Origin of the sequence: Nonomuraea sp. NPDC049269, assembly GCF_043197155.1 — a bacterium.
Classification (GTDB): domain Bacteria; phylum Actinomycetota; class Actinomycetes; order Streptosporangiales; family Streptosporangiaceae; genus Nonomuraea.
Genome location: NZ_JBICSO010000005.1, coordinates 837,766 through 861,855, shown reverse-complemented (window position 1 = coordinate 861,855; position 24,090 = coordinate 837,766). Strand labels below are relative to the sequence as shown.

Sequence of the window (24,090 nt, the reverse complement as noted above, 5' to 3'; positions counted from 1 at the left end):
GGTAGCCGTAGATCGTAGGGGGACATTCCCGTGAGGCGCGTGCTGGTCGTGTTGGCGACTCTCCTGCTGGTAGGGGGGTTCGCCCAAGCGGGGCAGGCCGAGGACGGCGGCGGGCGCGTGGCGCTCATCGGCGTGCCGGGGCTCCACTGGAACGACATCACTCCGAACGACACGCCCAACCTGTGGCGGCTCGCCGGTGCCAGCGCGATCGGATCACTGTCCGTACGCACGGTCGGCGGCCTGACCTGCCCCTATGACGGGTGGCTCACCGTGTCGGCGGGCACCAGGTCGGCCGCCGGCTACAGCTGCGGCGCGCCCCCGACGCCGGAGGCGCGCGGCGACGGCGCCGTCATCCCCGACTACCGCTACCTCATCGACGTGGCGGGCCAGCGCAACGCGGGCACCCTCGGCGAGGTCCTGAAGGCCGCGGGCAAGTGCTCGGTCGCGGTCGGCCCCGGCGCCGCGCTGGCGCTGGCCGACCGCAACGGCGCCGTGTCCCGCTACCTCGCCTCTCCCGATCAGGTCCCGGCCGCCGACCTGGCGCGGTGCCCGATGGTGGCGGTGGAGGTCGACGACCTGATCCGCCCCTACCTGGCCACCGGCACGCTGCCGCGCGTGCCCGACCAGCTCGGTGCGCGCGAGCGCCGCGACGCGCTGCGCCAGGCCGACGCGAAGACGGGCGCGCTGCTGGCGGCCCTGCCCGCCGACGCGACCATCATCCTGGCCGGCCTGTCGGACCACGGCTCCGTGCCGCACCTGCGGGTCGCGATGCTGCGCCAGCCGGGCGCCCAGGGCCACCTGCTGGGGGCCGCCTCCACGCACCGCGACGACATCTCGATCCTGCCCGACCTGACCGCCACCGCGCTGACCACGGCGGGCGTTCCGGTGCCCGACACGGTCGTGGGCGTGCCGCTCCAGGTGGGCGCGCAGGGCGCGACGATCGACCGGCTGCGCCGCGCCGACGCCACCGCCCAGACGATCCGCTCGGTCAAGGGCATCTACTTCACCGTCATTGCCGTGCTGCAGGTCCTGTTCTACCTGATCGCGTTCCTGCTGCTGCGCCGCCGCAAGGGCCTGCCGTGGGTACGCCTGGCGGCGGTCGCCCTGGCATCACTGCCCGTCTCCAGCTACCTGGTCAACCTGCTGCCCTGGTCCACCCTGCTCGGCCTGATCGGCGGCGTACTCGGCTGGGTGGCGGCCATCACCCTCCTGGCCTGCGCGGGGCCGTGGCGGCGGGCGCCGCTCGGCCCGCTCGCGGTCGTGGCGGGCATCACCGCGCTCACCCTCGCCGGCGACCTGCTGACCGGCACGACCCTGCAGCTCAACAGCATCATGGGCTACAGCGCCGAGGTGGGCGCCCGCTACTACGGCCTGGGCAACATCCCGTTCGCGCTGCTGGCCACCGGCACGCTGCTGGCCACCACGACCATCGCCCACCGTTTCCCGGGCAAGGTGGGCGTGGCGGCGGTGGCGGTGCTGGGGGCGTTCGCGATGGTGCTCGGCGGCTCGGGCATGGGCAGCGACTTCGGCGGCGTCATCGCGTTCGTGCCGGGCATCGCGGTGACCGCGCTGATCCTGGCGGGCAAGCGGGTGTCGATCGTCAAGCTGGGGGCGTTCTGCGTGGCGGGGGCGGTGATCGTGATGACGTTCGCGGTCGTCAACTACCTGCAGCCGCCCGACAAGCAGACCCACCTGGGCCGGTTCGTCGGCCAGGTGCTCACCGGCGAGGCGTTCGACGTCATCCTGCGCAAGCTCAACGCCATGCTCCACACACTGCTCAGCCCCAACCTGATGCCGATCGTGATCGCCGCCGTCGCGTTCCTCGTCTACGCGATCCTGCGCCCCGAACAGGCCTCCGCCGGAGTGGTGCCCGCCGCCTTCACCCACTCCCCCGCGCTGCGGGCCGGCCTGATCGGCACCCTCGTCAGCGGCGTGATCGGCATGCTGGTCAACGACTCGGGCGCGGCCGTGCTCTCGATGGCCCTGGCCCTGGCGATCCCGCTGCTGCTGTCGGCGGGCATCGCCGCGCTGCCGGGGCCGTCAGTCCCACGCGTCGGCGAGCAACTCGCGGGTGTCACGAAGTAGCTGCGGCAACACCTTGGTCTGCGCGACGACCGGCATGAAGTTGGTGTCGCCGCCCCACCTCGGCACCACGTGCTGGTGCAGGTGCGCGGCGATGCCCGCGCCCGCGACCTGGCCGAGGTTCATGCCCACGTTGAACCCCTGGGCGCCGCTCGCCTTGCGCAGCGCGCGCACCGCCCGCTGCGTGAACTCCGCGAGCTCCAGCAACTCCGCGCCATCGAGACAGTCGTAGTCTGGTACGTGCCGATAGGGCACGATCATGAGGTGGCCGGAGTTGTAGGGGTAGAGGTTGAGCACCGCGTACACGACCTCGCCCCTGGCCACGACCAGCCCATCCTCGTCGCTCATCTTGGGAATGGCGTCAAACGGACACCCGTCCTCGGCGCCCGTCCCGGTCGGCTTGCCCTCACCCTTGATGTAGGCCATGCGATGCGGAGTCCACAGACGCTGGAAGTTATCGGGTGCCCCGGCCCCTGCCTGATCGTGCATATCTAGCAGCATAGGGCCCCAGGTCCGGGGACAAACGGCCCAGGCTTCCGGCACAATCGTCAACTTGACCCGGCCCTGAAGGACCGGGCTTGGAGGTAGGGCACCACTGGCTGTGGTGTGGCCTCTTCCGTCCAGACCACCTAGTGGGATGACCACGAACGTTCACCGGGTCGAGTGAGGTGGCGATCCTGGGATGCGCGGTGTCGAGTTGATCGGTCACATCGATCCGGGTACGCCGGGCGATGATCATCATGGCGTCGGCGTCCGGGATGCCCGCTCCGACGATCGCACGGCTGGTCGCGGCGCATGAAGACACCGTGCGGGATGTGATCCATGCCTTCAACGAGATCGGGCTGACCTGCTTGGACCCTCGGTGGGCGGGAGGCCGTCCAGCATCGTTGGGGTCGACCCCGCCACAAAGCCGCGTGATCAAACCCGGTCAACGTTCGTGGTCATCCCACTAGGTTGCCCGCCGAACCCCCTTGGCGTCACGTTTTTCCCTGAGGGAACGCGTTCAGGGCCTCAGGCTGTCTGCCGAGTTCTGGATCTTGGTGAGCAGTTCGGCCAGCCGCCGACGCTCGGCGGAGCTGAGGCGGAGCACCGGCGAGGTGGCCGTGATCCGGTCCATGAGCTTGTGCCAGACCTCGACGCCGCGTTCGGTGAGGGCCAGCACCCGAACCCGGCCGTCGGAGGGGTGTGGGCGTCGTTCGACCAGGCCCGCCTTCTCCAGCTTGGCACTCATGAGCGTGACGTTCGACGGGTCGCACAGGAGGCGGCGGGCGAGTTCGCGCATGGGCACGGGTGGCAGGGCCGGGTTCAGCGCCCACAGCATGCCGGCCTGGGAGCCGCTCAGCTCGAACTCCGCCAGCGTCGCGGTCGCCTCCGCCCTGGCCGTGTCGGCGACGTCGAAGAGTTGAGTGAGTAGTTCGGGAAGGGCCGGTTCCATGGCTCCATGGTAGGCGGTGTTCCTTGAGAAAGTCGTTGAGCACCTCAAGCATATGCTTGAATATCTCAATGAGTTTCTCATGGAAGGAAAACTGATCATGCATGACCTGTCCCACCTCACCGGCCGGACGGCCCTGGTCACCGGCGCCTCCACCGGCATCGGCGCGGCGTTCGCCCGGGAGCTGGCGCGACGCGGCGCCGACCTCGTCCTCGTGGCGCGCTCAGACGCCACGTTGAAGGTCATGGCCGAGTCCCTGACGGCCTCGTACGGCGTGCGGGTCACGGCCGTGCCGCTCGACCTGTCCGATCCGCACGCCTCCGCCCGGCTCTACGAACAAGCCGGCGGCCAGGACATCGACTTCCTGGTGAACAACGCGGGGGTCTCGCACCGGGGCGACGCCGCCGAGGCCGACCCCGGGCGGCTCGCGGCGCTGGTGGACCTCAACGTCCAGGCCGTCATGGGCACCACACTGCGCTTCCTGCCGGGGATGCGGGCCCGGGGCCGCGGCGTGATCGTCAACGTGGCCAGCACCTCGGCCTTCATGCCCATCCCCTATTTGGCCGCCTACGCCGCCAGCAAGGCGTTCGTCCGCTCCTTCACGCAGGCGGTCAGCGCCGAGAACGCGGGCACCGGCGTACGCATCCTGGCCCTCTGCCCCGGCCTGACCGACACGCCCATGACCGCGGGGCCGAATATTGCCGGCGCCGGCAAGAAGCGCGCTCCCGAGCAGGTCGTCGCCACCGCGTTCCGAACGCTGGCCACCCGCAAGTCGTCCGTCGTGGACGGCGGCCGCAACGCGCTGCTCGCCCGGGTCTTCTCTCAGCGCCTCCCAGAGTCGTTCGTTCTGTCCGTTGGCCGCCGCCTGGCCCGTCCCTGAACAGCGTCCCGGAGGAAACTCGAGGCATCCATCGCCGGCACAACCGCTGGGCGAGTTCGACGGCGAGCCTGATCACGTGCACCTGCTGGTGCACTACCCGCCGCCACCCCCGAAAGTCGCCGTCACCGCACCGCTCGGCCCTTGACGGGCCTCCCGCGCTATCGTTTCCTCCCGAGCGTGAACGCCCGCTGTTCCACGACAGATCGCGCTGAACACCGCTCAGAGGAGGCCGCGATGACCGACGCGTTAGCCGACGACACCCCCAAACCGGGCACCACAGAATCCAGCAGCACGGGATACGGCGCCACAGAAGCCAACTCCACGGGATACGGCGACACCGGATCCAGCGCCACGGCATACAGCGACACCGGGACCGACACCGCAGAACGAGGCCCCGACACGTACGGCGTCGGCCCGGTCCGCGCCGCCGGCTCGGGCGGCTTCGGCCGCTCCGGCCGCGGGGTTCGCGGTGTCAGCGCCGACTCCAGCGGCGCCAGCGTCCGCGGAATCGGCGCCGGAGTCCCCGACATCGGCGCCGGCACCGCAGAGCCCAGCCCCAGCGGACCTGGCCTCTCTGCAACTGGCGCCGCTAGAACTGACCTCTCCGGATCTGGCACCACCGATTCTGGTCTCGCTGGCCATGTAGCTGCTGTATCTGGCTCCGCCGGATCTGAGGCCGCCAGATCCGGCCCCGCCTTCGGACCTGACCTCACCGGGCCTGGGCCCACTGGACTCGGCCTTTCCGACCCTGGACCCCATGCATCTGCAGCCGCCAGCTCTGGACCCACTGGATCTGGCCTCTCTGACCCTGGGCCCAATGCATCTGCGGCCGCTGGCTCTGGGGCTCTTGGCTCTGAGGCCGCTGGCTCCGGGCCTACTGGACTCGGGCCCGCTGGGCTTGGCGGCGCCGCCGCGCCCGGCACCGCCGCGTCCACCGCCGTCGGATCCGGCGCCTCGCCGTACACCGGTGCCGCCCCCTACTCCGGTACCGCTCCGTACGGAGAGGCGGTCGCGCCGGCGTTCGCTGGAGAGCAGCCGTCTGCTGCCGCAGCCGTGGTGAAGGGCCGGATCAAGGTCGCGGACGAGGTGGTGGAGAAGGTGACCTTCCTCGCGGTGATGGAGGTGCCGGGCGTGGCGGACCTGGGCGGCGACCTCGCCCGAGCCTTCGAGTCGGTCCGCGACCGCATCGGCATCGGCTCCCGGCGCGGCACCCAGGGCATCAACGCCCAGATCCAGGACCGCCAGGTGGCGGTGAGCCTGACGATCGTGGTCGAGTACGGCCACGTGGTGATGGAGGTCGCCACCGCCGTCAAGACCAACGTGGCCCGCAGTGTCAGCCGCATGCTCGGCCTGCGGGTAACCGAGGTGAACGTCACGGTCGACGACGTCCGCCTCCCGGGCGAACCCCAACCCACCGCAGACCCCCCGGAACCAGACCCCTTCTGAACGGAGAGGAAACCCACGCAAGCCCCCGGGCCCCGGACGCGACGCCAGAGCACCGACCCGAAGCCGGGGGTCCGAACACCGGTCGGGCCGGGGCGGCGGGCCAACGGGCAGGGCGGGGTCGGGGTGGTGGCCCAACGGGCCGACCGCCTTCGGCGTCAGAGGTCTGGTCCCGGGTGTGGCGGCAGGGTGTCGCTGGGATGTGTCAGGACAGGGTGTCGGCCAGGCGGTGGATCTGGTCCGGGTCGGAAGCCCAGCAGTAGAGCATCAGCTCGTCGGCGCCGATGCCGGTGAACGCCGTGACGGCGTCCCGGATCCGGGCGGGTGTGGTGAGCAGGCCGTCCAGCATGTGCTCGGCACGGCCGGTGAACGCGTAATAGCCGCCCATCTCCTTCCGGGCCTCCGCGACCACCGCGTCCGGGCCGAGGGCGACGTTGACCTGGGCGACCAGCCGGGGACGGCCCTCGCGGCCAGCGAGCGCCCAGCGCTGTTCCACGTCGCGGAAGGCCGTGTCCATCCACCCGGGCCCCAGGCCCGCGCCGAGGAAGCCGTCACCCCATCGGGCGACACGCTCGAAGACGGCCGGGACGAAGCCGCCGAACAGCACCTCGGGGCCGCCTGGACGGGCGGGCGCGGGACCGATCGGACCGACTCCGACTCCGACTCCAGCTCCGCCGCAGCCGTCGCCATCGCTGGCGCTGGCGCCGTACGGCTCGCCGGACCAGGCGCGGCGCAGGAGGGCGAGCTGCTCGTCCAGGCGGCGCCCCCGCCGGTGGACGTCGGCGCCGGCCGCCAGGTAGTCGTCCTCGCGCCCGGCCGTGCCGATGCCGAGCGTGAACCGGCCACCGGACAGGCGGTCGAGCGTGGCGGCCTGCTTGGCCAGGACAGCGGTGTTGTGGAGGGGCGCGATCAGTACCTCGGTCTGGAGGCGGACGCGCGAGGTGGCGCCGGCCAGGACGGCGAGGGTGACCAGCGGCTCGGGGTTGTCGTAGACGAGCCGGTCGAGCAGGCCGAGCGCGCTGAAGGGGCCGGCGTCGGCGCGGCGGGCCCAGGTCAGCAGCTGCGCGGGGTCGTTGATGGGAAGGCCGAGACCTACGTTCATCGGGAGAACACTCCTTCGAAAGGGCATGCGAACAGTCGCACCGCCCCTCCGGGTCCTCACACGCGATGTGCGGGCCTGCTTCCGCTCTGCGGCATCTCTCTGGGAAGCGTGATCTTCAGAGTACGGTCAGCGTACCGCATGCCCGAGCCCACCAACCTTTTCATCCCGCCATAGCGGATATTTACCGAGATGAGAGGATATTTCCGCATATGGAGCGCGTCGGCTGACAAAGCGCCGAAGCACTGGTGGCCCGGGGCTCCTGTTGCTAGCGTTCGTGCACCGCGGTGATCACTCCCGCGGATGAACACCGACCGGGCTCACCATGCCCTCAGCGCCCGGCCCAACTCCCCAATCGAAAGGGACTCTTTCATGGCCAAGTCATGGATCGTCGCTGTCCTGCTCTGCTTCTTCCTGGGCGCGCTCGGCGTCCACCGCTTCTACGTCGGCAAGATCGGCACCGGCATCCTCCAGCTCATCACCCTCGGCGGTCTGGGTGTCTGGGTGCTGATCGACTTCATCATGATCCTCATCGGGAAGTTCACCGACAAGCAGGGCCAGCCCCTGGCCAAGTAATGACGCACGAAGGGGTACGGCGGACGCCCGCCGTACCCCTTCGACAACCGAACGTCAGACCTGGACGCGGCGCTCCACGGCGTTGATGATCTCAGCGATCGCCTCGTCCACCGGGATGCCGTTCTTCTGCTCGCCGCTGCGATAGCGGAAGGACACCGCGCCGTTGGCGAGGTCGTCGTCGCCCGCGAGCAGCATGTAGGGGACCTTCGACTTCTGCGCGTTGCGGATCTTCTTCTGCATGCGGTCGTCGGCCGCGTCGACCTCGACCCGGATCCCGCGCTCACGCAGCTTCTTGGCGACATCCTGCAGATAGGCCACATGGGCATCGGCGATCGGGATGCCGACCACCTGCACCGGAGCCAGCCAGGCGGGGAAAGCGCCCGCGTAGTGCTCGGTCAGCACGCCGAGGAAGCGCTCGACGGAGCCGAACAGCGCGCGGTGGATCATGACGGGGGTCTGCCGGCTGCCGTCGGCCGCCTGGTATTCGAGACCGAAGCGCTTGGGCTGGTTGAGGTCGAGCTGGATCGTGGACAACTGCCAGGTGCGGCCGATGGCGTCCTTGGCCTGAACGGAGATCTTCGGCCCGTAGAAGGCCGCGCCGCCCGGGTCGTCCACCAGCTCCAGCCCGGACTCGGTGGCGACCTGGCGCAGCGCCTGCGTCGCCTCCTCCCACTCGGCGGGGTCGCCGATGAACTTGTCGGAGTCGTCGCGGGTGGACAGCTCCAGGTAGAAGTCGAGCAGACCGAAATCACGCAGCACGCTGAGCACGAACCTCAGCAGCGACTTGATCTCGTCGGCCATCTGCTCTCTGGTGGTGTAGATGTGCGCGTCGTCCTGCGTCATGCCGCGCACCCGGGTCAGCCCGTGGACCACGCCCGACTTCTCGTAGCGGTAGACCGAGCCGAACTCGCACAGCCGCAGCGGCAACTCCCGGTAGGACCGCCCGCGCGCCCTGAAGATCAGGTTGTGCATCGGGCAGTTCATCGGCTTGACGCGGTATTCGATGCCCTCCAGCTCGAAGGCCGGGAACATGTCGTCGGCATACCAGGGCAGGTGGCCCGAGGTCTCGAACAGCGACGACTTGGTGATGTGCGGGGTGTTGACGAACTCGTAGCCCGCCTCGGCCTGCCGCCTGCGCATGTAGTCTTCCATCTCCTTGCGGATGATCCCGCCCTTGGGATGGAAGATCGGCAGGCCGCTGCCCAGCTCCGGCGGGAAACTGAACAGGTCGAGCTCCACGCCCAGCTTGCGATGGTCGCGCTTTTCGGCCTCTTCAAGGAGCTTGAGGTATGCGTCCTGCTTGTCCCGCGACTCCCACGCGGTGCCGTAGATGCGCTGCAGCTGCGGGTTCTTCTCGCTGCCGCGCCAGTAGGCGCCGCCGGAGCGCATCAGCTTGAACGCCGGGATGGACCTGGTGGTGGGCACGTGCGGGCCGCGGCACAGGTCCTTCCAGCACAGCTCGCCGGTCTTCGGGTCGAGGTTGTCGTAGATGGTCAGCTGCCCGGCGCCGACCTCGACGCCGGCGTGCTCGTCGGAGTCGGCGCCGCCCTTGAGCCCGATGAGCTCGAGTTTGTACGGCTCGGCGGCCAGCTCCTCGCGGGCCTCGTCGTCGGAGACGGCCCGGCGGGAGAACAGCTGGCCCTGCTTGACGATCTCGCGCATGCGCTTCTCGACGCGCTTGAGATCGTCGGGGTGGAAGGCCTGCTCGACGTCGAAGTCGTAGTAGAAGCCGTTCTCGACGGGCGGCCCGATGCCGAGCCTGGCCCCGGGGAACAGCTCCTGCACCGCCTGCGCCATGACGTGGGCGGTGGAGTGGCGGACGATGGCCCGGCCCTCGTCGCTCGCGACCTCGATCGGCTCGACGACGTCGCCCTCGGCGACCTGGTGGGCCAGGTCGCGGGCCTCTCCGTTGACCCTGGCGGCGATGACGGTGCGGCCGTCGGCCTCCAGCGCGTCACCGGCCGTCGTGCCGGCCGCGACCACACGCTCGGCTCCGGCGAGGGTGATGCGTAGCTCGGCTGACACGGTGACTCCCTTGGATAGCACTGTCGTGGTGAACACCGATGCTATCGCGGGTGAAACCCCAGCCTTGTCAGGTCTTCCCGGCTTCCGTGGAAGACGTTGCGGTCGAGCGGACTGTTCGCATACTGATGAATCGTCCAGTCCCGCCAGGGGCTGGGCACCAGCGGCTCGCCGCGGGGTTTCTCCGGGCTGGCGATCCACAGTGGATAGTCGCCGAGGCCCGCGCAGTTGCCCGCGCGGGCGAACGACTGGAAGGTGTAGACGAACGGGCGCACACCGCCGTGCCGCTCCACGTAGTGACACCAGCGGCGGGCGTGGTGGGCGACCTGCTCGGGCCGGAGCCCGTCGTTGTTCTCCAGGTCGAGCGCGACCAGGTCGCCACGGCGCAGCCCGCCCGCCGCCGTGATCGCGCGCAGGAAGTGGCGCGCGTGCTCGGCCGCGTCGCCCTTCGGACGCGCGAAGTGGTAGGCGCCGCAGACGATCCAGCTCTCCCGCATGCCCTGCCAGTTGCGGGCGAAGTACTGGTCGGTGTAGTCGCCGCCCTCGGTGGCCTTGGCGAAGGCGAAGCTGACCCCCGCTCCCGCGTGGTCGGTCCAGTCGACGGAGCCCTGCCAGTTGGACACGTCTATGCCATGCAGCTCGCGCTTCACCTTGCGGGAGTTTATTCGGATGCCTCCCGGTCCCTGGGCCGACGCGCCGATCAGAGAAGCGTCTTGAGGAATGCCCTGGTACGTTCCCGCTTGGCGAACTCGGAGGCCACGAACTCCGTCACCCCGGCCTTGGCCAGCGCGTCGATCTGGGCGCCCACGCTGTCCTCGTCGCCGACGATCGCCACGTCGCCCGGTCCGGCCGCGCCTTCCCGGTCGAGCATGGCCCGGTAGGAGGGCAGTTGGCCGTAGATGGAGAAGACCTCGTTGGCGCGGGCCCTGGCGGCGTCGGCGTCGTCGGTCACGCAGATCGGCAGCGAGCAGACCACGCGCGGCGCGGGCCGCCCGGCCTCGCTCGCGGCGGCGGTGATGACGGGCGTGACGTGCTCGGCGACGGTCCTGGGGCCGGTCATCCAGAGCACGGTGCCGTCGGCGACGGTGCCGGCCAGCTTGAGCATGCGCGGGCCCAGGGCCGCGATCAGCACCCGCACCCCTGCTCCGGGCGTGGTGAGCCGGGCGTGACCCCTGAGGGTTTCGCCGTCGTAGTCGACCTGCTCGCCGCGGGTGGCCGGCATCAGGATGTTCAGGTACTCCTTCATGTGGCTGGCGGGCCGTTCGAAGCTGTAGCCGAACATGTTCTCGATGACGATCTGGTGCGACAGGCCGATGCCCAGCGACAGCCGCCCGCGGACCGCCGCGTTGACCGTCATGGCCTGCTGGGCGAGCGCGAGAGGGTGGCGCGGGTAGGTCGGCACCACGGCGGTGCCGAGCTCGATGCCGGGCACCTGGCTGCCCGCCACGGCCAGCGCGGTGAGGGCGTCGAGGCCGAAGATGTGCGACAGCCAGGCGGAGGCGAAGCCGTCGTCGGCCGCCTGGGCGAGGCTGTCGCGGAGCCCGCCCAGCGGGTCCGGGTCCTTGGATTCATTCAGGAGCAGCCCGATACGCATGGCAACAGAACTCCATTCTAGTGACTGACGCGAGTCTAGCCGACGGTCTCCCTACGGCCACTCGTAAAGTGGCCCCATGAGCCACGAACGCGCCGGACAACCCGCCCAGCCCGCCGACCTGGTCGACGTCGCCAAGCTGGTCACCGCCTACTACGCCCTCCACCCCGATCCCGATGAGGTGGCGCAACGGGTGGCGTTCGGCACCTCCGGGCATCGTGGCTCGTCGCTGAACACGGCGTTCAACGAGGATCACATCCTCGCCACCAGCCAGGCGATCTGCGAGTACCGCCACGCCCAGGGCACCGACGGGCCTTTGTTCCTCGGCATCGACTCCCACGCGCTGTCGGAGCCGGCGAGGGTGTCGGCGCTGGAGGTGTTCGCGGCCAACGGGGTGCGGGTGCTCATCGACAGCCGTGACGGCTACACGCCGACGCCCGCCGTCTCGCACGCGATCCTCACCCACAACCGGGGCCGGTCCACCGGGCTGGCGGACGGGGTGGTGATCACGCCGTCGCACAACCCGCCGGCCGACGGCGGCTTCAAGTACAACCCGCCGCACGGCGGTCCGGCCGACACCGACGCCACGACCTGGATCCAGGACCGGGCCAACCGCCTGCTGGCCGGAGGCATGAAGAACATCCTCCGCATCCCGTACACGAAGGCTCTGCGGGCGGACACGACCGGGCGTTACGACTTCGTCGGCGCGTACGTGGCCGACCTGCCCTCGGTCCTCGACCTCGACGCGATCAGGTCGGCGGGGGTACGGATCGGCGCGGACCCGCTCGGCGGGGCCAGCGTGGCCTACTGGGGGGAGATCGCCGAGCGGCACCGGCTCGACCTGACCGTGGTCAACCCGCTGGTGGACCCGACATGGCGGTTCATGACGCTCGACTGGGACGGGAAGATCCGGATGGACTGCTCGTCGCCGTACGCCATGGCCTCGCTGATCGCCAGTCGCGACAAGTACCAGATCTCCACCGGGAACGACGCCGACGCCGACCGGCACGGCGTCGTCACGCCCGACGGCGGGCTGATGAACCCCAACCACTACCTGGCCGTGGCGATCTCCTACCTCTACGCGCACCGCGACGGCTGGCCCGCGAGTGCCGGGGTGGGCAAGACGATGGTCAGCAGCGGGGTCATCGACCGCGTGGCGGACTCGCTCGGGCGGCGGCTGTACGAGGTGCCCGTGGGCTTCAAGTGGTTCGTGCCGGGGCTGCTGGACGGCTCACTCGGGTTCGGCGGCGAGGAGAGCGCGGGGGCGTCGTTCCTGCGCCGCGACGGGTCGGTGTGGACGACGGACAAGGACGGCGTGATCATGGCGCTGCTGGCGTCGGAGATCCTCGCGGTCACGGGGCGCTCGCCGAGCGAGCACTACCGGGACCTCACCGCCCGCTACGGCGAGCCGGCGTACGCCCGGGTGGACGCGCCTGCGACACGGGAGGAGAAGGCGGTGCTGGGCAAGCTGTCGGCCGACCAGGTCACGGCGACGTCGCTGGCCGGCGAGCCGATCACCTCGGTGCTGACGGCGGCGCCGGGCAACGGGGCGCCGCTGGGCGGGGTGAAGGTGTCGACGGAGAGCGCCTGGTTCGCCGCCCGGCCGTCGGGGACCGAGGACGTCTACAAGATCTACGCCGAGTCGTTCAAGGGGCCTGACCACCTGGCTGAGGTCCAGGAGGCGGCCCGCTCCCTGGTCTCCGCCACCCTGGGCTGAGGCCAGATGGCGGCCGGGGTCAGGTCAGTTCGCGGCCGGACTGGGCGTCCACGCGGGTGCGGCCCAGGTCGGCGCGGCGGCCCGCTTCGACGCCGGCGCGGTAGCCGGTGCCGCTGGTGCGCGGCACGGTGAGCCGGATGCGCGGGTAGTGCGCCGCCACCACCCGCTCCACCTCCGCCCGCCGGTCCGCCAGGACGAGCGCGGTGCTCGCGGCGGGCGCCCGCTCCTCGGCCCGCGTCTCGGCCTCGCGCAGCAGCCGGTACACCTCGTCGGTGAACCCGAGCAGCCACGACCGCCGGTAGGCGCGCATCGCGGTGTCGGGCGGCCGTACCCTGGCCAGGCCCGTGGCCATCTGCAGCAGCAGCGAGGTGGCCAGCACGTCGGCCCGCTCCAGGTCGGCGGCGAAGCCGAAGACGTGCACCCGCTGCCCGCCGTCGCCGCGCCCGATGAGCAGGGGGCGGCAGCGCAGGGCCTGCGCGACCAGGCTGACCAGCCGCGCCTTCTCCCTGGCCCAGGGGTTGGGCAGGGTGACGATCCGGTCGCCCGGCGTCTGGCGGGCGTCGGCGGGGTCGAGGGAGTCGATGCCGTACTTGGCCATGAGCGAGGCCGCCGCCGCCATGAATGTGGCCCGCTCGTGCTCGTTGTCGGTGCGTTCGGCCTTGGCCAGGAGCTTCCTGACCCGTTCGAGCGTGCGCTCCCTCAACCCGCTCCCCCGAACGTGCTCTAGAACTTCGTGGTCAGCATCCGCCCGTCGTCGGCGATGGCCGGGAAGGCGCCGGTGTCCACGATGCCATGCTGCTGGTACAGAGCCTCGATGAGCGCGTGCGCCTCGGGCTCCAGCTTCCACAGGGCACGATACTGGCGGGCGGCGGGCAGTGAGAGGCCGATCTCCTGCGCGATGTCGACCGTACGCGGCACGATGCCCTTGGCGATCTGCCGGTCCCAGTAGTCGCGGGCGGAGCGCATCAGCGCGGCCCGCTGGGCGGTGTCGACGACCTGCGGCGTGGTGTCGAAGACCTGGATGTCCTCGTCGTCGTCCTGTACGAGCTCGACCAGCGCGGGCGGCAGGGCGGGGCGGGCGGGGACGGGGTGGTGGTCGGCCTCGGGCTCCCAGGGCACCCGCGGGTCGGCGTCGATGAGGGCGGAGGTGTTGTACAGGGCGGCGATCTGGGCGAGCAGCGCCTCCTGGCGACCCTGGTCGACGGCCAGCCCGGTGTGCTCGACGGCCTGGTCCATGGCCTTGTCGAGCTTGGCCAGCGCGGCGCGCATCTTGCGCTCGGAGCCGCCGCTCTCGCGCAGCGCCTTGGCCCGCTTGGCGGCCAGCGCGACGCGGGTGAGCCTGCGGTGCGCGTCGACCTCGCTCGCGGTGCGGTCGCTCACCTCGGCCAGGCCCACCCTGACCAGCAGCCGTTCGGGGGTGAGCCGCCAGTTGATGCGGCCCGTGCCCCTGATGCGGTGGCGCTCGATGGCCATGCCGCGCTCCCACAGCCAGGCGGCGACCAGCGGCGCGGCGAGCCGGAAGACGGCCTCGGGCAGGCTGCGCGCGTCCATGCTGGACAGTACGGCGGTCAGGCAGGTCAGCGCCCACACCGCGATGCCGTCGATCCCGGCGGAGAAGTTCTCGCGCATGTTGCGGCGGGCCCGCACGGCCGAAGTGATGATCGCGACCTCGATGAACGCGAACAGCAGCAGCCGCAGCGGCCCGTCGAGGCCGAGCACGTCACCGGAGAAGCGCCACATGCCCTGGGCGGAGACACCGGTCGCGATGGACGCGGCCACGACGGTCAGGACGTCCTCGATGGGACGGGGGGCGATATAGCGCGAGACCAGCCAGGACAGGGCCCGCCAGGTGACCCTGAGTATCAGGTAGGCGAGCACCAGCCCAGCCAGGCCCAGCAGCGCGATGACCGCGGTGGCGAACGGCTTTTCGGCGACGAAGGCAGCAATTTCCTCGAATGTGGGCATCAGTCACTATCCGTGAGGCTCAAACTCCGCTTATAGCGAGATCATCGCAGAACACGGCGTACCTGTACGCCAAACGGCCTCTGCTGCCCCGCTTTGCCCACGTTTACCACAAACATCCCCCATCGCAGGAGATCTCGCGTTCCTGAAGGTGGTGACGCACAATGGAGCGGGTTGGCGAAGGAGGCCGAGGAGGGCTTCGTGAGCAAGCGATCCCGCAGACGCCGTGTTCTCCCCAGTGGGGCTCCGAGCTGGCTGCCCGGCTTCGGGCCGGGCGAGCCGCACGGCCCGGACGACGACGACTTTCCCTTCGACGAACCGGGCGGAGGGCGGGGCGGGGTTCGCGAGCCGCGCCGGCCCAAACCGGCGCCGCCGTCCCTGGTGGCGGAGGCCCCGCTGCCCGAGCCGCCGTTGTGGGCGCACGACCGGTCGGTCCCACCGCCGGACGAGGTCACCAGGGTGCTGGCGCTCGACTGACCCTGGCCAGATCGCGTCCTGCCAGATGGGACCATCTATGTAGGGATTTATCCCAACATCGTGTGATGTATCCCCAGCAGGACGGATTTCGATGTCAGACACAGACGACTTCCCCCTCGTCCAGTTCATGCGCGAGGGCTTCGATCCCGTCGCCGAGCTCGCCCGCATCCGTACGGAGCAGCCGGTGTTCCCGATGCGGATCCCGGGTGACCAGACGGTGTATCTGGTCACCCGGTACGAGGACGTGCGAAGCGTGCTGGCCGACCACGAACGGTTCAGCAACGACTTCGGCAACGTGATCGGTCTGGGCACCAGCCAGGAGGACCCGGGCGGCCTGGGCTTCCGGGATCCGCCCGAGCACACCAGGCTGCGCAAGTACCTGACGCCGGAGTTCACCATGCGCCGCCTGCGCAGGCTGGTGCCGCGCATCGAGGCCATGGTCGAGGAGTACCTGGACCGGATGGCGGCCAAGGGCTCGTCCGCCGATCTGGTGGAGTCGTTCGCGCTGCCGATCCCCTCTCTGGTCGTGTGCGAGCTGCTGGGTGTGCCGTACGAGGAACGGTCCGATTTCCTGAAGATCAGCACGAACCGCTTCGACCTCACCGCCGGCCCCGAGGCGTCGCTTCAGGCGGTCAACGACGCGATGGCGTACCTGACGGACCTGGTCGCCCGCGAGCGGCAGAACCCCGGCGACGGCCTGCTCGGGCAACTGCTGCGCGACCACGGTGACGACCTCGACGACCGGACGCTGGCCAGCATGGCCGACGGCCTGCTCACCGGCGGCCACGACACCAGCACGAGCATGCTCGCGCTCGGCACGCTCTGGCTGCTGGAGAACCCCGAGCAGGCCGCCCGGGTACGCGAGGACGACGACTACATCGAGCAGGTGGTCGAGGAGCTGCTGCGGTACATGACCGTGGTGCAGGTGGCCTTCCCCCGCTTCGCCCGCGAGGACCTGGACCTGCTCGGCCACCCGGTCAAGAAGGGCGAGATGGTGCTCTGCTCGCTCACGGCGGCCAACCGCGACCCCCACCTCGGCGAGGGGATCGAGCAGGTCCGGCCGGAGCGGGCGACGGCGGGCTCGCACCTGGCCTTCGGCCACGGCATCCACCGCTGCATCGGGGCGCCCCTGGCCCAGATGGAGATGCGCATCGCCTTCCCCGCGCTGCTGCGCCGCTTCCCGGGGCTCCACGTGGCGGGTGAGGTGCCGTTCAGAAAGCTTGCCATCGTCTATGGCGTGGAGAAGCTACCCGTAGCGTGGTAGAGCGGTTACGTTCACAGGTGTGAACGAGCCTGTCATCGACCTGACCGCGATCAGCGCCGTCGTCTTCGACACCGACGGCGTGGTCACCGACACCGCTCGGGGGCACGCGGCCGCCTGGAAGCATGTCTTCGACGCGTTCCTGCGCGGACGCTCGGCGCCCTTCGACATCCGTGACGACTACCTGCGGCACGTCGACGGCCGTCCGCGGCTCGACGGCGTCCGTACGTTCCTGGCCTCCCGCGGCATCACGCTGCCGGAGGGCGCCCCCGACGACGAGGCGGGGGCGCCCACCGTGCACGGGCTCGGCCTGGCCAAGGACCGGCTGTTCATGGCGCAGGTGGACAAGTACGGGGTGGCCGCCTTCCCCTCGACCGTGGCGCTGCTGCACGAGCTGCGCCGCAGGGGGGCGCGCACCGCGGCCGTCTCCGCCAGCCTGCACGGCCGCAAGCTGGTCGGCTCGGCGGGCGTGCTGCACCTGTTCGACCTGCTGGTCGACGGCAACGACGCGGCCCTGATGAACCTGCCGGGCAAGCCGGACCCCGCGCTGTTCCTGGAGGCGGTCCGCCGCCTGGACCTGCCCGCGGCCAAGGCGGGCCTGATCGAGGCGGCGCTGCCGGGGATCGAGGCGGGCCGCAAGGGCGGCTTCGGGCTCGTCATCGCGGTCGACCGGCACGGCGAGACCGCCGAGCTGAGCGCCCAGGGCGCCGACGTGGTGGTGAAGGACCTCGTGGAGCTGGCCGTGCGGGGCAGGGTCCTACCCTTGACCTCGTGACGGTGCTCATCGATCCCCCCGCCTGGCCGGGGCCGCGCGGCCTCATGTGGTCGCATCTGGTCAGCGACAGCTCCCTGGAAGAACTGCACGCCTTCGCGGTACGGCTCGGCGTGCCGGAGCGGGCGTTCGACCGCGATCACTACGACGTGCCGGAGACCGTGCACGCCCGGGCCGTGGAGCTGGGCGCGGAGGCGGTCAGCTCGCGCGAGCTACTGCGCCGCCTCATCGCCGGCGGGCTGCGCCGCCGCAAGCGCCGCTAGCTCTTGGCTCATGTTGGCCCGCGCGCGCTCCTCCCACAGCTGGTGCGCTTCGTCGGTCCGATAGAGCCTGGGTACGGCCAGGAGCCTGCGCAGCACCCCGGCCCGGCCCTGGCGGAACAGCTCGTCGGGCACGTGCGCGTACTCCTGGCGGATCTGGCCCGTGTAGCTCTCGTAGCCGGGACCGCCCAGGACCGCCAGGTCGGCGTCGCACAGGACGGCGCCGTCTCGGTCGTCCTCGGCCAGCGTGTCGTGCGCGGCTGTGAGCCGTACCAGCCTGGCCACCTCGGCGACCCTTTCGGCGGGCACGCCGCAGCGGGGCAGCCGCGCCTGGGCCAGCTGGGCGCTGCGCTCCTCGTCCCAGCCCGGCCGCCCGTCGTAGACGGCGTCGTGGAACCAGGCGGCCAGCCGCACCGCGACGGGGTCGTCGGCGGCGTCCGCCAGCCGGTCGATCGCGCCGAGCACGGCGGCGAGGTGGTCGAGCGTGTGATAGCGGCGGTGCGGCTCGGCCCACCGGGCGACCAGCTCGGCACCGGTGGCCCTGGCCGCCGGCGAGTCCGCCACCAGGGTGAGCCAGTCGTCGCGCATGAGACCCACGGTAGATCACCCCACCCACCGACTCACCAGCACGGGCGGCACGCGCAGCGCGGGCGGCGGGGCACCAGCGGCGCGGGAGACCCAGGCAGTGGGCGAACCCCTGGACGGTGGGGCCAACAGGCGCGACGCACCCCGCAGTGCAGCGCACGTCCCAAGCGCGTGGACGGGCGAAGCGGACACGGGCAGTGGACACGGCGGGCGCGGGCGGCGGGCGCGGTGAGCAGGCGCGCCGGACGGCGGGCGTATCCGGACGGCGGGCGTATCCGGACGGCGGGTGCGTGGGTGAGGGCTGTGTACCGAGATCTACCGCCTTGATAGCGTTCTGGGCATGGGGCCGAGCGCGAGGGATCCCCGGCGCATGCCGCGCTGGCGGGAGTTGCGTGCCGTGCTGCCGCCCAGGCCGCGGCCGTTCCCGTCGATGGAGCGGCGGCTCGCCGCGGCGGCTGATCTGGCGGACGTGCGGCGGCTGGCGTGGCGGCGGGCTCCGCGGGTGGTGTTCGACTACGTCGACGGTGCGGCCGAGGCGGAGCGGTCGCTGGACAGGTCGGTGGCGGCGTTCGCGCGGGCCGAGCTGCGGCCGCGGGTGCTGCGGGACGTGTCCGAGGCGCCCACGGCGGTGGAGGTGCTCGGCAAACGGATCGCGATGCCGGTCGTGCTCGCGCCCACCGGGTTCACCCGGATGATGCACCGCGACGGCGAGCGGGCCGTGGCCAGGGCGGCGGCCCGGGCGGCCGTGCCGTACACGCTGTCCACGATGGGGACCACGACGCCCGAGGACGTGGTGGCGGCGGCGCCGGACGGCTGGAACTGGTTCCAGCTCTATGTCGTGCGCGATCGCGGGCGCAGCCGCGAGACGCTCGACCGAGCCCGCGAGGCGGGCATGGAGGTGCTGGTCGTCACCGTGGACGTGCCGGTGGCGGGGGCGCGGCTGCGTGACGTGCGGCACGGCATGACGATGCCGCCCGCCCTGCGCTGGCGCGGCGTCCTGCAGGCGCTGGGCCGTCCGGCCTGGTGGTTCGACTTCCTCACCAGCGAGCCGCTCCGCTTCGCCACCGTAGACGGCGCGCCGGACGACCTGGCGGGGATCACGAACCTGATGTTCGATCCGACGGTGACGCTGCGCGACCTGGAGTGGATCCGGTCGGTCTGGCCGGGCCCGCTGCTGGTCAAGGGGGTGCAGCGGGTGGACGACGCCAAGGACCTGGCGGCGGTGGGGGTGGACGGGCTGGTCGTCTCCAACCACGGCGGGCGCCAGCTGGACCGCGCTCCGACCCCGCTGGAGCTGCTGCCCGAGGTGGTGGCCGCGGTCGGCGACCGCACGGAGGTGTTCCTGGACGGCGGGGTGCGCAGCGGCGCGGACATCGCGATCGCGGTGGCGCTGGGCGCGCGAGCCTGTTTCGTCGGCCGGGCCTACCTGTACGGGCTGATGGCGGGCGGTGAGGCGGGCGTGGACCGGGTGCTGGCCCTGCTCCGCGCCGAGCTGGTCCGCACGCTGCAACTGCTGGGTGTGGGCGGGGTGAAGGGGCTCGACCCCGACTGCGTACGCCTGCGGTAGAACGACTTTATTTAATACTTAGGCAATAGTCGTGACGGATTGCCGGAAGGCGGCCTCCCGGAAGAACGCCTCGATGACGAGTGTGGCGGCGCCCAGCGCCACGGCGTCAGCGCCGAGGCGACCGAGCACGATCGAGTCGCCGCTGAACGGCTGGGCCAGCGTGTTGGCGGCGGTCGCGGCGCGGATCTCCTCGAGCAGCCGCCCGCCGAGCATCAGGCCCGCCCAGCCGCCGATCACGATGCGTTCCGGGTTGAACAGGTGGACCAGGCTCGACAGGCCGGCCCCGAGCATCTCGACGGTCTCGCTGACCACCGGCGACCCCGACTCCAGCACCCCGGCCAGCGCCGACTCCTCGTCGGCCGAGTCGGCGACGACGCCCGCCCGCTCCAGGATGGCCTCGGCCCCCACGTACGCCTCCAGGCAGCCGCGCGCGCCGCAGCGGCAGGGCCGGCCGCCCGCGACGACCTTGAGGTGGCCGACCTCACCGGCGGCCTTTCCCGCGCCCCGGTAGATGCTCCCGTCCGCGACGATCATGCCGCCCACGCCGGAGCCCATCAGCACCATGATCGCGTCACGGGTGCCACGTCCCGAGCCGAACCAGAGCTCGGCCTGGCCCATCGTCTTGGCGCCGTTGTCCACATACAGCGGCAGCGAGGTGCCCGCCCGCAGCAGCGCGCCGAGCGGCACGGCCTCCCAGCCGAACGTCTTGGCGCGCACCAGCGCGTCGGGGCCCGGCTCGACGATGCCCGGCACCCCGACGCCGACGCCCAGCACCTGGCCGGCGGGGATCCCGCCCTCGGCGATCACCGCGTCGACGCCGGTGAGGATGTGGCGGGCGACCAGCTCGGGGTCGTGCCTGGCCGAGCGCACCGCGTAGTGCGCCCTGGCGCGTTCCTTCATCTCCAGGTCGAACAGCTCGACCCGGACCTGCGTCTCCCCCACGTCCACGCCGATCGCGTAGCCGTAGACGGGGTTGACGCGGAGCAGCACGCGGGGGCGGCCACCGTCGGAGTCGACCTGACCCGCCTCGACCACGACGTTGTCGGCGAGCAGGTCGCCCGTCATGGTGCTGACCGTCGCCGCGCTCAGCCCGGTCACCCCGCACAGGTCGTTGCGGCTGGCCGGGCCGCCGAAGTACAGCGCCCGCAGCAGCATCGCGCGGTTTCCCCTGCGGAGGTCCCGCACCGTCCTGCGCTGTGGCGTGCCCATCGTCCCGTCCTCTCCCGAGTGCCCCGTCATGTTAGTTCAAAGCGCGAAGCCTGGTGTTACCGAAGTGTTTCTTCGGTGCTCCTGACTTTATTCAAGACTTAGATTATGGTCTGCCCATCCCCCCGATGAGGAGTAGACAATGAGCCGAGCAGTCGTCCGAGGAGCCGCGGTGGCGGTACTCGTGGCCGGGCTCGCCGCCTGTGGCGGCGGCCAGGGGTCGGGCAATGAGAAGACACTCACCTTCTGGATGTACCAGGACCGCACACCGCAGGCCGGTCAGGTCATCGAGAAGGTCCGCAAGGACTTCGAGAAGGCCAATCCCGGCGTCACGGTCAAACTCGTCAAGATCCCCAAGGACGACTACAACACCAAGCTGGGCGGCGCCGTGGCCGGCAAGAGCGCGCCCGACGCCGGGATACTCGACCAGCCCCTGGTCTCCAAGTACGCGCTGGACGGCACGATCAAGGAGGTGCCCGCCGGGCTGATCGACGAGAGCGCCTTCTACAAGGGCGCGCTCGACACCAACCGGGCCGGCGGCAAGCTCTACGGCCTGCCCGCCGACCAGACCTGCGTGGCGCTGTTCTACAACAAGAAGCTGGTCCCGACGCCGCCCAAGACCTGGGACGAGATGAAGGCGACGGCCGCCCGGGTGCACCAGGCCGACGCGAACGTCGCCGGGATGAACGTGCCCAAGGGCGACGGCTACGGCGCCTGGATGTTCCCCGGCGTCGTGCACGGCGCGGGCGGCCAGATGGTCGACGACGCGGGCAAGAAGGTGCTGTTCGACCAGCCGCCGGCGGTCGAGGCGCTGCAGCTCTGGGTGGATCTGCTGAAGTCGTCGCCGCGCAAGATCACCGACTCGGACAAACCCTTCGAGAACGGCCTGGCCGCCATGACGATCTCCGGGCCGTGGGACGTGCCGACGATCCACGAGCAGTTCCCCGACCTGGACTTCGGCGTGGCGCCCCTGCCGTACAAGAGCGAGCCGGCGGGCAACATCGGCGGCGAGGACTCCGTGGTCTTCTCCACCAGCAAGAACGCCGACCTGGCCTGGAAGTGGCTGGCGTTCCTGACCGACGCCCAGAACAACGGCGTCATCGCCGACGCGTTCGGCGGCTTCCCGGTCAACCTCAAGGCGCAGGTCGTCGCCGCCGGGCCCGAGCAGGCGGCGTTCCTGGAGCAGCTCAAGGTGGCGCACGCCAGACCGGCCGTGCCGCAGTGGATCCAGGTCAACGACGAGATCATCGCCCCGGCCCTGGAGTCGGCGCTGACCGGCAAGGCCACCGCCCAGCAGGCGCTGACGGACGCGGCGGGCAAGACCCGGTCCCTCCTGGGCTGGACCGGCTGAGGTGACGGCACCCGTACTGGAGGGCCGGAAGGAGGTGGCGGCCCATCCCAGGAGGCGTCCGCGCGGCCGCTCCAACGACCGTCTGGTGGGGTGGCTCCTGGTCACCCCCGCGGTCGGCTACTTCGTGGTCTTCCTGCTGTATCCGGCCCTGTCGGCGCTGTACTACAGCTTCACGGACTGGAACCTGCGCTCGGCGGCCTCCTGGGTGGGGCTCGCCAACTACGCGGACCTGATGTTCGACGACGTCAAGTACCCGCACTTCTGGAAGTCCGTGCAGGTCACCCTGCAGTACACGCTGATCGCCGTGCCGCTGACGATGGTGGCGGCGCTGGTGCAGGCGCTGCTGGTGAACGCGATCCGGCGCGGGGCGAACCTGTTCCGGCTGCTGCTGTTCCTGCCGGTGGTGACGGCCGAGGCCGCGGTGGGCGCGATCTGGCGCTGGCTGTACGACCCGCAGTACGGCCTGATCAACTCGGTGCTCGGCCTGGTCGGCATCCCCGGCCAGAACTGGCTGAACACCCCCGAGCTGGTCATCCCCGCCCTGGCGTTCATCTCCGCCTGGCAGTGCGGCATCTCGATGATCATCTATCTGGCGGGGCTGAAGGGCATTCCGGGGACCATCCGCGAGGCGGCGATCATCGACGGGGCGGGGCCGTGGCAGCGGTTCTGGCGGGTGATCGTGCCCATGCTCCGCCCGACCACGTTCTACCTGCTGGTGACGGGCGTGATCGCGGCGCTGCAGGTGTTCGGGCTGGTGTACGTGATCTTCTCCGGGTCGGGGCGGAGCGTCACCGGCGGGCCCGAGCAGTCAGGGCTCAGCTACGTGCTCCATCTGTACCTCTTCGCCTTCCGGTACGACGCCATGGGCGCCGCCTGCGCGATGTCGTTCATCCTGCTCGCCTTCATCATGATCATCACCGCTCTGCAGTTCAGGTTCGTCAAGCAGGAGGCGTCATGACCAGGGCCCGCAAGGCGTCGATCTATGTCGCCCTCGTGCTGCTGGCGGCCGTGTCGGTGGTGCCGTTCCTGTGGATGCTGGCCACCTCCTTCAAGCACGGGCACGACATCTACACCAAGGTGCCGAACCTGCTGCCCGTGGACCGCAAGACCGGCGAGTGGGCGGCGACGCTGGAGAACTACGACTACGTCCTGAACGTCGGCGGCCTCGGCCGGGCCTTCGTCAACAGCGTGTGGGTGTGCCTGGTCCTGGTGCCCGCCAAGCTGCTCATCGACGCGCTGGCCGCCTACTCCTTCGCCAGGATCCCGTTCCCGGGCCGCGACAAGCTGTTCGTGGTGCTGCTCGGCGGCATGATGGTGCCGACGATCACGCTGCTGGTGCCACGGCTCCACGTCACCCAGGCGCTCGGCATGTTCGACTCCGGGTGGGGGCTCATCGTGCCCAACATCGCCTCGGTGCTCGACATCTTCCTGCTGCGGCAGTTCTTCCTGTCGCTCCCGTCCGAGCTGGAGGAGGCGGCGCTGATCGACGGCGCGAGCCGGATGCAGATCTTCTGGCGGATCGTGCTGCCGCTGTCGAAGCCGGTGCTGGCCGTCGTGACGATCACCAGCTTCCTGTTCCACTGGAACGACCTGGTCTGGCCGCTCGTCGTGCTCAACGACCCGGACCTCTACACGCTGCCGCTGGCGTTGCAGCAGCTCGTGGCCAGCCCCGACGGCGGCCGGGCGTACTACATCATGGCGGGCGCCACGCTCGCCGTCATCCCGGTGATCGGGGTGCTGCTGGTCTTCCAGCGCCGCATTCTGCAGGGCATCGCCTTCACCGGGCTCAAGGCATGAGGAGTGTGAA

23 protein-coding genes and 1 pseudogene are annotated in these 24,090 nt (G+C 70.7%); 14 read left to right on the top strand and 10 right to left on the bottom strand.

Annotation, left to right across the window (positions count from 1 at the left end; translation table 11 throughout):
- The first annotated feature begins 39 nt into the window (after positions 1 to 39).
- Positions 40 to 2,085 carry a hypothetical protein gene (locus ACGFNP_RS31440; RefSeq protein WP_393325002.1) on the top strand — a complete coding sequence of 682 codons (2,046 nt, stop codon included), beginning with the start codon at positions 40 to 42 and terminating at the stop codon, positions 2,083 to 2,085.
- Here ACGFNP_RS31440 and ACGFNP_RS31435 read toward each other — a convergent pair.
- Positions 2,041 to 2,571: an HIT domain-containing protein gene (locus tag ACGFNP_RS31435; protein WP_358325792.1), complete on the bottom strand. Its 531-nt coding sequence runs from the start codon at positions 2,569 to 2,571 to the stop codon at positions 2,041 to 2,043. The two genes, ACGFNP_RS31440 and ACGFNP_RS31435, sit on opposite strands and share 45 nt — an antisense overlap.
- Positions 2,572 to 2,783: 212 nt before the next feature.
- On the opposite strand from ACGFNP_RS31435, the pseudogene ACGFNP_RS31430 reads away from it, so the two are divergent.
- A pseudogene (locus ACGFNP_RS31430) lies at positions 2,784 to 3,002 on the top strand (helix-turn-helix domain-containing protein); the annotation flags it as partial.
- 83 nt (positions 3,003 to 3,085) lie between these two features.
- Here ACGFNP_RS31430 and ACGFNP_RS31425 read toward each other — a convergent pair.
- Positions 3,086 to 3,517: a MarR family winged helix-turn-helix transcriptional regulator gene (locus tag ACGFNP_RS31425; protein ID WP_393324999.1), complete on the bottom strand. Its 432-nt coding sequence runs from the start codon at positions 3,515 to 3,517 to the stop codon at positions 3,086 to 3,088.
- A 79-nt stretch (positions 3,518 to 3,596) separates the two neighbouring features.
- Between ACGFNP_RS31425 and ACGFNP_RS31420 the strand changes: the two genes are divergently transcribed.
- Positions 3,597 to 4,394, top strand: a complete 798-nt coding sequence (locus tag ACGFNP_RS31420; RefSeq protein ID WP_393324997.1) for an SDR family NAD(P)-dependent oxidoreductase — start codon at positions 3,597 to 3,599, stop codon at positions 4,392 to 4,394.
- A 1,056-nt stretch (positions 4,395 to 5,450) separates the two neighbouring features.
- Positions 5,451 to 5,840 (top strand): Asp23/Gls24 family envelope stress response protein, encoded by a 390-nt coding sequence (locus ACGFNP_RS31415; RefSeq protein ID WP_358325783.1) that lies wholly within the window; start codon positions 5,451 to 5,453, stop codon positions 5,838 to 5,840.
- Between the two features lie 202 nt (positions 5,841 to 6,042).
- Here the strand turns inward: ACGFNP_RS31415 and ACGFNP_RS31410 are convergent, their stop codons facing one another.
- Complete coding sequence (locus ACGFNP_RS31410; RefSeq protein WP_393324995.1) at positions 6,043 to 6,939, bottom strand: LLM class flavin-dependent oxidoreductase; 897 nt, start codon at positions 6,937 to 6,939, stop codon at positions 6,043 to 6,045.
- 369 nt (positions 6,940 to 7,308) lie between these two features.
- On the opposite strand from ACGFNP_RS31410, the gene ACGFNP_RS31405 reads away from it, so the two are divergent.
- The gene (locus ACGFNP_RS31405) at positions 7,309 to 7,512 is read left to right on the top strand and encodes a TM2 domain-containing protein (RefSeq protein WP_138664761.1); all 204 of its coding nucleotides are present in this window, start codon (positions 7,309 to 7,311) and stop codon (positions 7,510 to 7,512) included.
- A gap of 54 nt (positions 7,513 to 7,566) precedes the next feature.
- On the opposite strand, the gene thrS is transcribed toward ACGFNP_RS31405, so the two are convergent.
- From thrS to ACGFNP_RS31390, 3 genes are read right to left on the bottom strand one after another with little or no spacing between them, the layout of a single operon-like run.
- Positions 7,567 to 9,537 (bottom strand): threonine--tRNA ligase, encoded by a 1,971-nt coding sequence (gene thrS, locus ACGFNP_RS31400; RefSeq protein WP_393324992.1) that lies wholly within the window; start codon positions 9,535 to 9,537, stop codon positions 7,567 to 7,569.
- 41 nt (positions 9,538 to 9,578) lie between these two features.
- Entirely contained in the window at positions 9,579 to 10,184 is a 606-nt protein-coding gene (locus ACGFNP_RS31395; RefSeq protein ID WP_358325776.1) for a glycoside hydrolase family 25 protein, read from the bottom strand.
- A gap of 50 nt (positions 10,185 to 10,234) precedes the next feature.
- The gene (locus ACGFNP_RS31390; RefSeq protein ID WP_358325774.1) at positions 10,235 to 11,128 is read right to left on the bottom strand and encodes an LLM class F420-dependent oxidoreductase; all 894 of its coding nucleotides are present in this window, start codon (positions 11,126 to 11,128) and stop codon (positions 10,235 to 10,237) included.
- Between the two features lie 76 nt (positions 11,129 to 11,204).
- Here ACGFNP_RS31390 and pgm point away from each other — a divergent pair, with 76 nt between their 5' ends.
- Entirely contained in the window at positions 11,205 to 12,842 is a 1,638-nt protein-coding gene (pgm, locus tag ACGFNP_RS31385; protein ID WP_393324989.1) for a phosphoglucomutase (alpha-D-glucose-1,6-bisphosphate-dependent), read from the top strand.
- Positions 12,843 to 12,861: 19 nt separating this feature from the next.
- On the opposite strand, the gene ACGFNP_RS31380 is transcribed toward pgm, so the two are convergent.
- Positions 12,862 to 13,545, bottom strand: a complete 684-nt coding sequence (locus ACGFNP_RS31380) for a DUF2786 domain-containing protein (protein WP_358325770.1) — start codon at positions 13,543 to 13,545, stop codon at positions 12,862 to 12,864.
- A gap of 20 nt (positions 13,546 to 13,565) precedes the next feature.
- Complete coding sequence (locus tag ACGFNP_RS31375; protein ID WP_358325767.1) at positions 13,566 to 14,807, bottom strand: hypothetical protein; 1,242 nt, start codon at positions 14,805 to 14,807, stop codon at positions 13,566 to 13,568.
- Positions 14,808 to 15,005: 198 nt separating this feature from the next.
- Here ACGFNP_RS31375 and ACGFNP_RS31370 point away from each other — a divergent pair, with 198 nt between their 5' ends.
- From ACGFNP_RS31370 to ACGFNP_RS31355, 4 genes are all read left to right on the top strand, one after another.
- Positions 15,006 to 15,281 (top strand): hypothetical protein, encoded by a 276-nt coding sequence (locus ACGFNP_RS31370; RefSeq protein WP_358325764.1) that lies wholly within the window; start codon positions 15,006 to 15,008, stop codon positions 15,279 to 15,281.
- Positions 15,282 to 15,372: 91 nt separating this feature from the next.
- The gene (locus ACGFNP_RS31365) at positions 15,373 to 16,545 is read left to right on the top strand and encodes a cytochrome P450 (RefSeq protein WP_358325761.1); all 1,173 of its coding nucleotides are present in this window, start codon (positions 15,373 to 15,375) and stop codon (positions 16,543 to 16,545) included.
- A gap of 19 nt (positions 16,546 to 16,564) precedes the next feature.
- Positions 16,565 to 17,317: an HAD family hydrolase gene (locus tag ACGFNP_RS31360; protein WP_358325759.1), complete on the top strand. Its 753-nt coding sequence runs from the start codon at positions 16,565 to 16,567 to the stop codon at positions 17,315 to 17,317.
- Positions 17,314 to 17,577, top strand: a complete 264-nt coding sequence (locus ACGFNP_RS31355) for a DUF4031 domain-containing protein (RefSeq protein ID WP_358325756.1) — start codon at positions 17,314 to 17,316, stop codon at positions 17,575 to 17,577. The genes ACGFNP_RS31360 and ACGFNP_RS31355 overlap by 4 nt, the downstream gene beginning before the upstream one ends.
- On the opposite strand, the gene ACGFNP_RS31350 is transcribed toward ACGFNP_RS31355, so the two are convergent.
- A complete protein-coding gene (locus tag ACGFNP_RS31350; RefSeq protein ID WP_358325753.1) occupies positions 17,527 to 18,162 on the bottom strand; it encodes a metal-dependent phosphohydrolase in 636 nt (211 codons plus the stop codon). The two genes, ACGFNP_RS31355 and ACGFNP_RS31350, sit on opposite strands and share 51 nt — an antisense overlap.
- 337 nt (positions 18,163 to 18,499) lie before the next feature.
- Here ACGFNP_RS31350 and ACGFNP_RS31345 point away from each other — a divergent pair, with 337 nt between their 5' ends.
- Complete coding sequence (locus ACGFNP_RS31345; RefSeq protein WP_393324984.1) at positions 18,500 to 19,726, top strand: alpha-hydroxy acid oxidase; 1,227 nt, start codon at positions 18,500 to 18,502, stop codon at positions 19,724 to 19,726.
- An 18-nt stretch (positions 19,727 to 19,744) separates the two neighbouring features.
- Here ACGFNP_RS31345 and ACGFNP_RS31340 read toward each other — a convergent pair whose 3' ends face one another.
- Positions 19,745 to 20,935: an ROK family protein gene (locus ACGFNP_RS31340; RefSeq protein WP_393324982.1), complete on the bottom strand. Its 1,191-nt coding sequence runs from the start codon at positions 20,933 to 20,935 to the stop codon at positions 19,745 to 19,747.
- A gap of 139 nt (positions 20,936 to 21,074) precedes the next feature.
- Between ACGFNP_RS31340 and ACGFNP_RS31335 the strand changes: the two genes are divergently transcribed.
- From ACGFNP_RS31335 to ACGFNP_RS31325, 3 genes are read left to right on the top strand one after another with little or no spacing between them, the layout of a single operon-like run.
- Positions 21,075 to 22,283 (top strand): ABC transporter substrate-binding protein, encoded by a 1,209-nt coding sequence (locus ACGFNP_RS31335; protein ID WP_358325744.1) that lies wholly within the window; start codon positions 21,075 to 21,077, stop codon positions 22,281 to 22,283.
- A 1-nt stretch (position 22,284) separates the two neighbouring features.
- Positions 22,285 to 23,241, top strand: a complete 957-nt coding sequence (locus ACGFNP_RS31330; protein ID WP_358325741.1) for a sugar ABC transporter permease — start codon at positions 22,285 to 22,287, stop codon at positions 23,239 to 23,241.
- Positions 23,238 to 24,080 carry a carbohydrate ABC transporter permease gene (locus tag ACGFNP_RS31325; protein ID WP_358325739.1) on the top strand — a complete coding sequence of 281 codons (843 nt, stop codon included), beginning with the start codon at positions 23,238 to 23,240 and terminating at the stop codon, positions 24,078 to 24,080. The genes ACGFNP_RS31330 and ACGFNP_RS31325 overlap by 4 nt, the downstream gene beginning before the upstream one ends.
- Positions 24,081 to 24,090: the final 10 nt, after the last annotated feature.

Excerpts from the sequence above, each read along its gene's own strand:
- ACGFNP_RS31345 (WP_393324984.1), top strand. The coding sequence starts at position 18,500 with ATGGGGCCGAGCGCGAGGGATCCCCGGCGCATGCCGCGCTGGCGGGAG.
- ACGFNP_RS31425 (WP_393324999.1), bottom strand. The coding sequence starts at position 3,517 with ATGGAACCGGCCCTTCCCGAACTACTCACTCAACTCTTCGACGTCGCC.
- ACGFNP_RS31390 (WP_358325774.1), bottom strand. The coding sequence starts at position 11,128 with ATGCGTATCGGGCTGCTCCTGAATGAATCCAAGGACCCGGACCCGCTG.
- ACGFNP_RS31375 (WP_358325767.1), bottom strand. The coding sequence starts at position 14,807 with ATGCCCACATTCGAGGAAATTGCTGCCTTCGTCGCCGAAAAGCCGTTC.
- ACGFNP_RS31335 (WP_358325744.1), top strand. The coding sequence starts at position 21,075 with ATGAGCCGAGCAGTCGTCCGAGGAGCCGCGGTGGCGGTACTCGTGGCC.
- ACGFNP_RS31325 (WP_358325739.1), top strand. The coding sequence starts at position 23,238 with ATGACCAGGGCCCGCAAGGCGTCGATCTATGTCGCCCTCGTGCTGCTG.
- ACGFNP_RS31365 (WP_358325761.1), top strand. The coding sequence starts at position 15,373 with ATGTCAGACACAGACGACTTCCCCCTCGTCCAGTTCATGCGCGAGGGC.
- ACGFNP_RS31350 (WP_358325753.1), bottom strand. The coding sequence starts at position 18,162 with ATGCGCGACGACTGGCTCACCCTGGTGGCGGACTCGCCGGCGGCCAGG.
- ACGFNP_RS31405 (WP_138664761.1), top strand. The coding sequence starts at position 7,309 with ATGGCCAAGTCATGGATCGTCGCTGTCCTGCTCTGCTTCTTCCTGGGC.
- ACGFNP_RS31340 (WP_393324982.1), bottom strand. The coding sequence starts at position 20,935 with ATGGGCACGCCACAGCGCAGGACGGTGCGGGACCTCCGCAGGGGAAAC.
- pgm (WP_393324989.1), top strand. The coding sequence starts at position 11,205 with ATGAGCCACGAACGCGCCGGACAACCCGCCCAGCCCGCCGACCTGGTC.
- ACGFNP_RS31410 (WP_393324995.1), bottom strand. The coding sequence starts at position 6,939 with ATGAACGTAGGTCTCGGCCTTCCCATCAACGACCCCGCGCAGCTGCTG.
- ACGFNP_RS31435 (WP_358325792.1), bottom strand. The coding sequence starts at position 2,571 with ATGCACGATCAGGCAGGGGCCGGGGCACCCGATAACTTCCAGCGTCTG.
- ACGFNP_RS31420 (WP_393324997.1), top strand. The coding sequence starts at position 3,597 with ATGGAAGGAAAACTGATCATGCATGACCTGTCCCACCTCACCGGCCGG.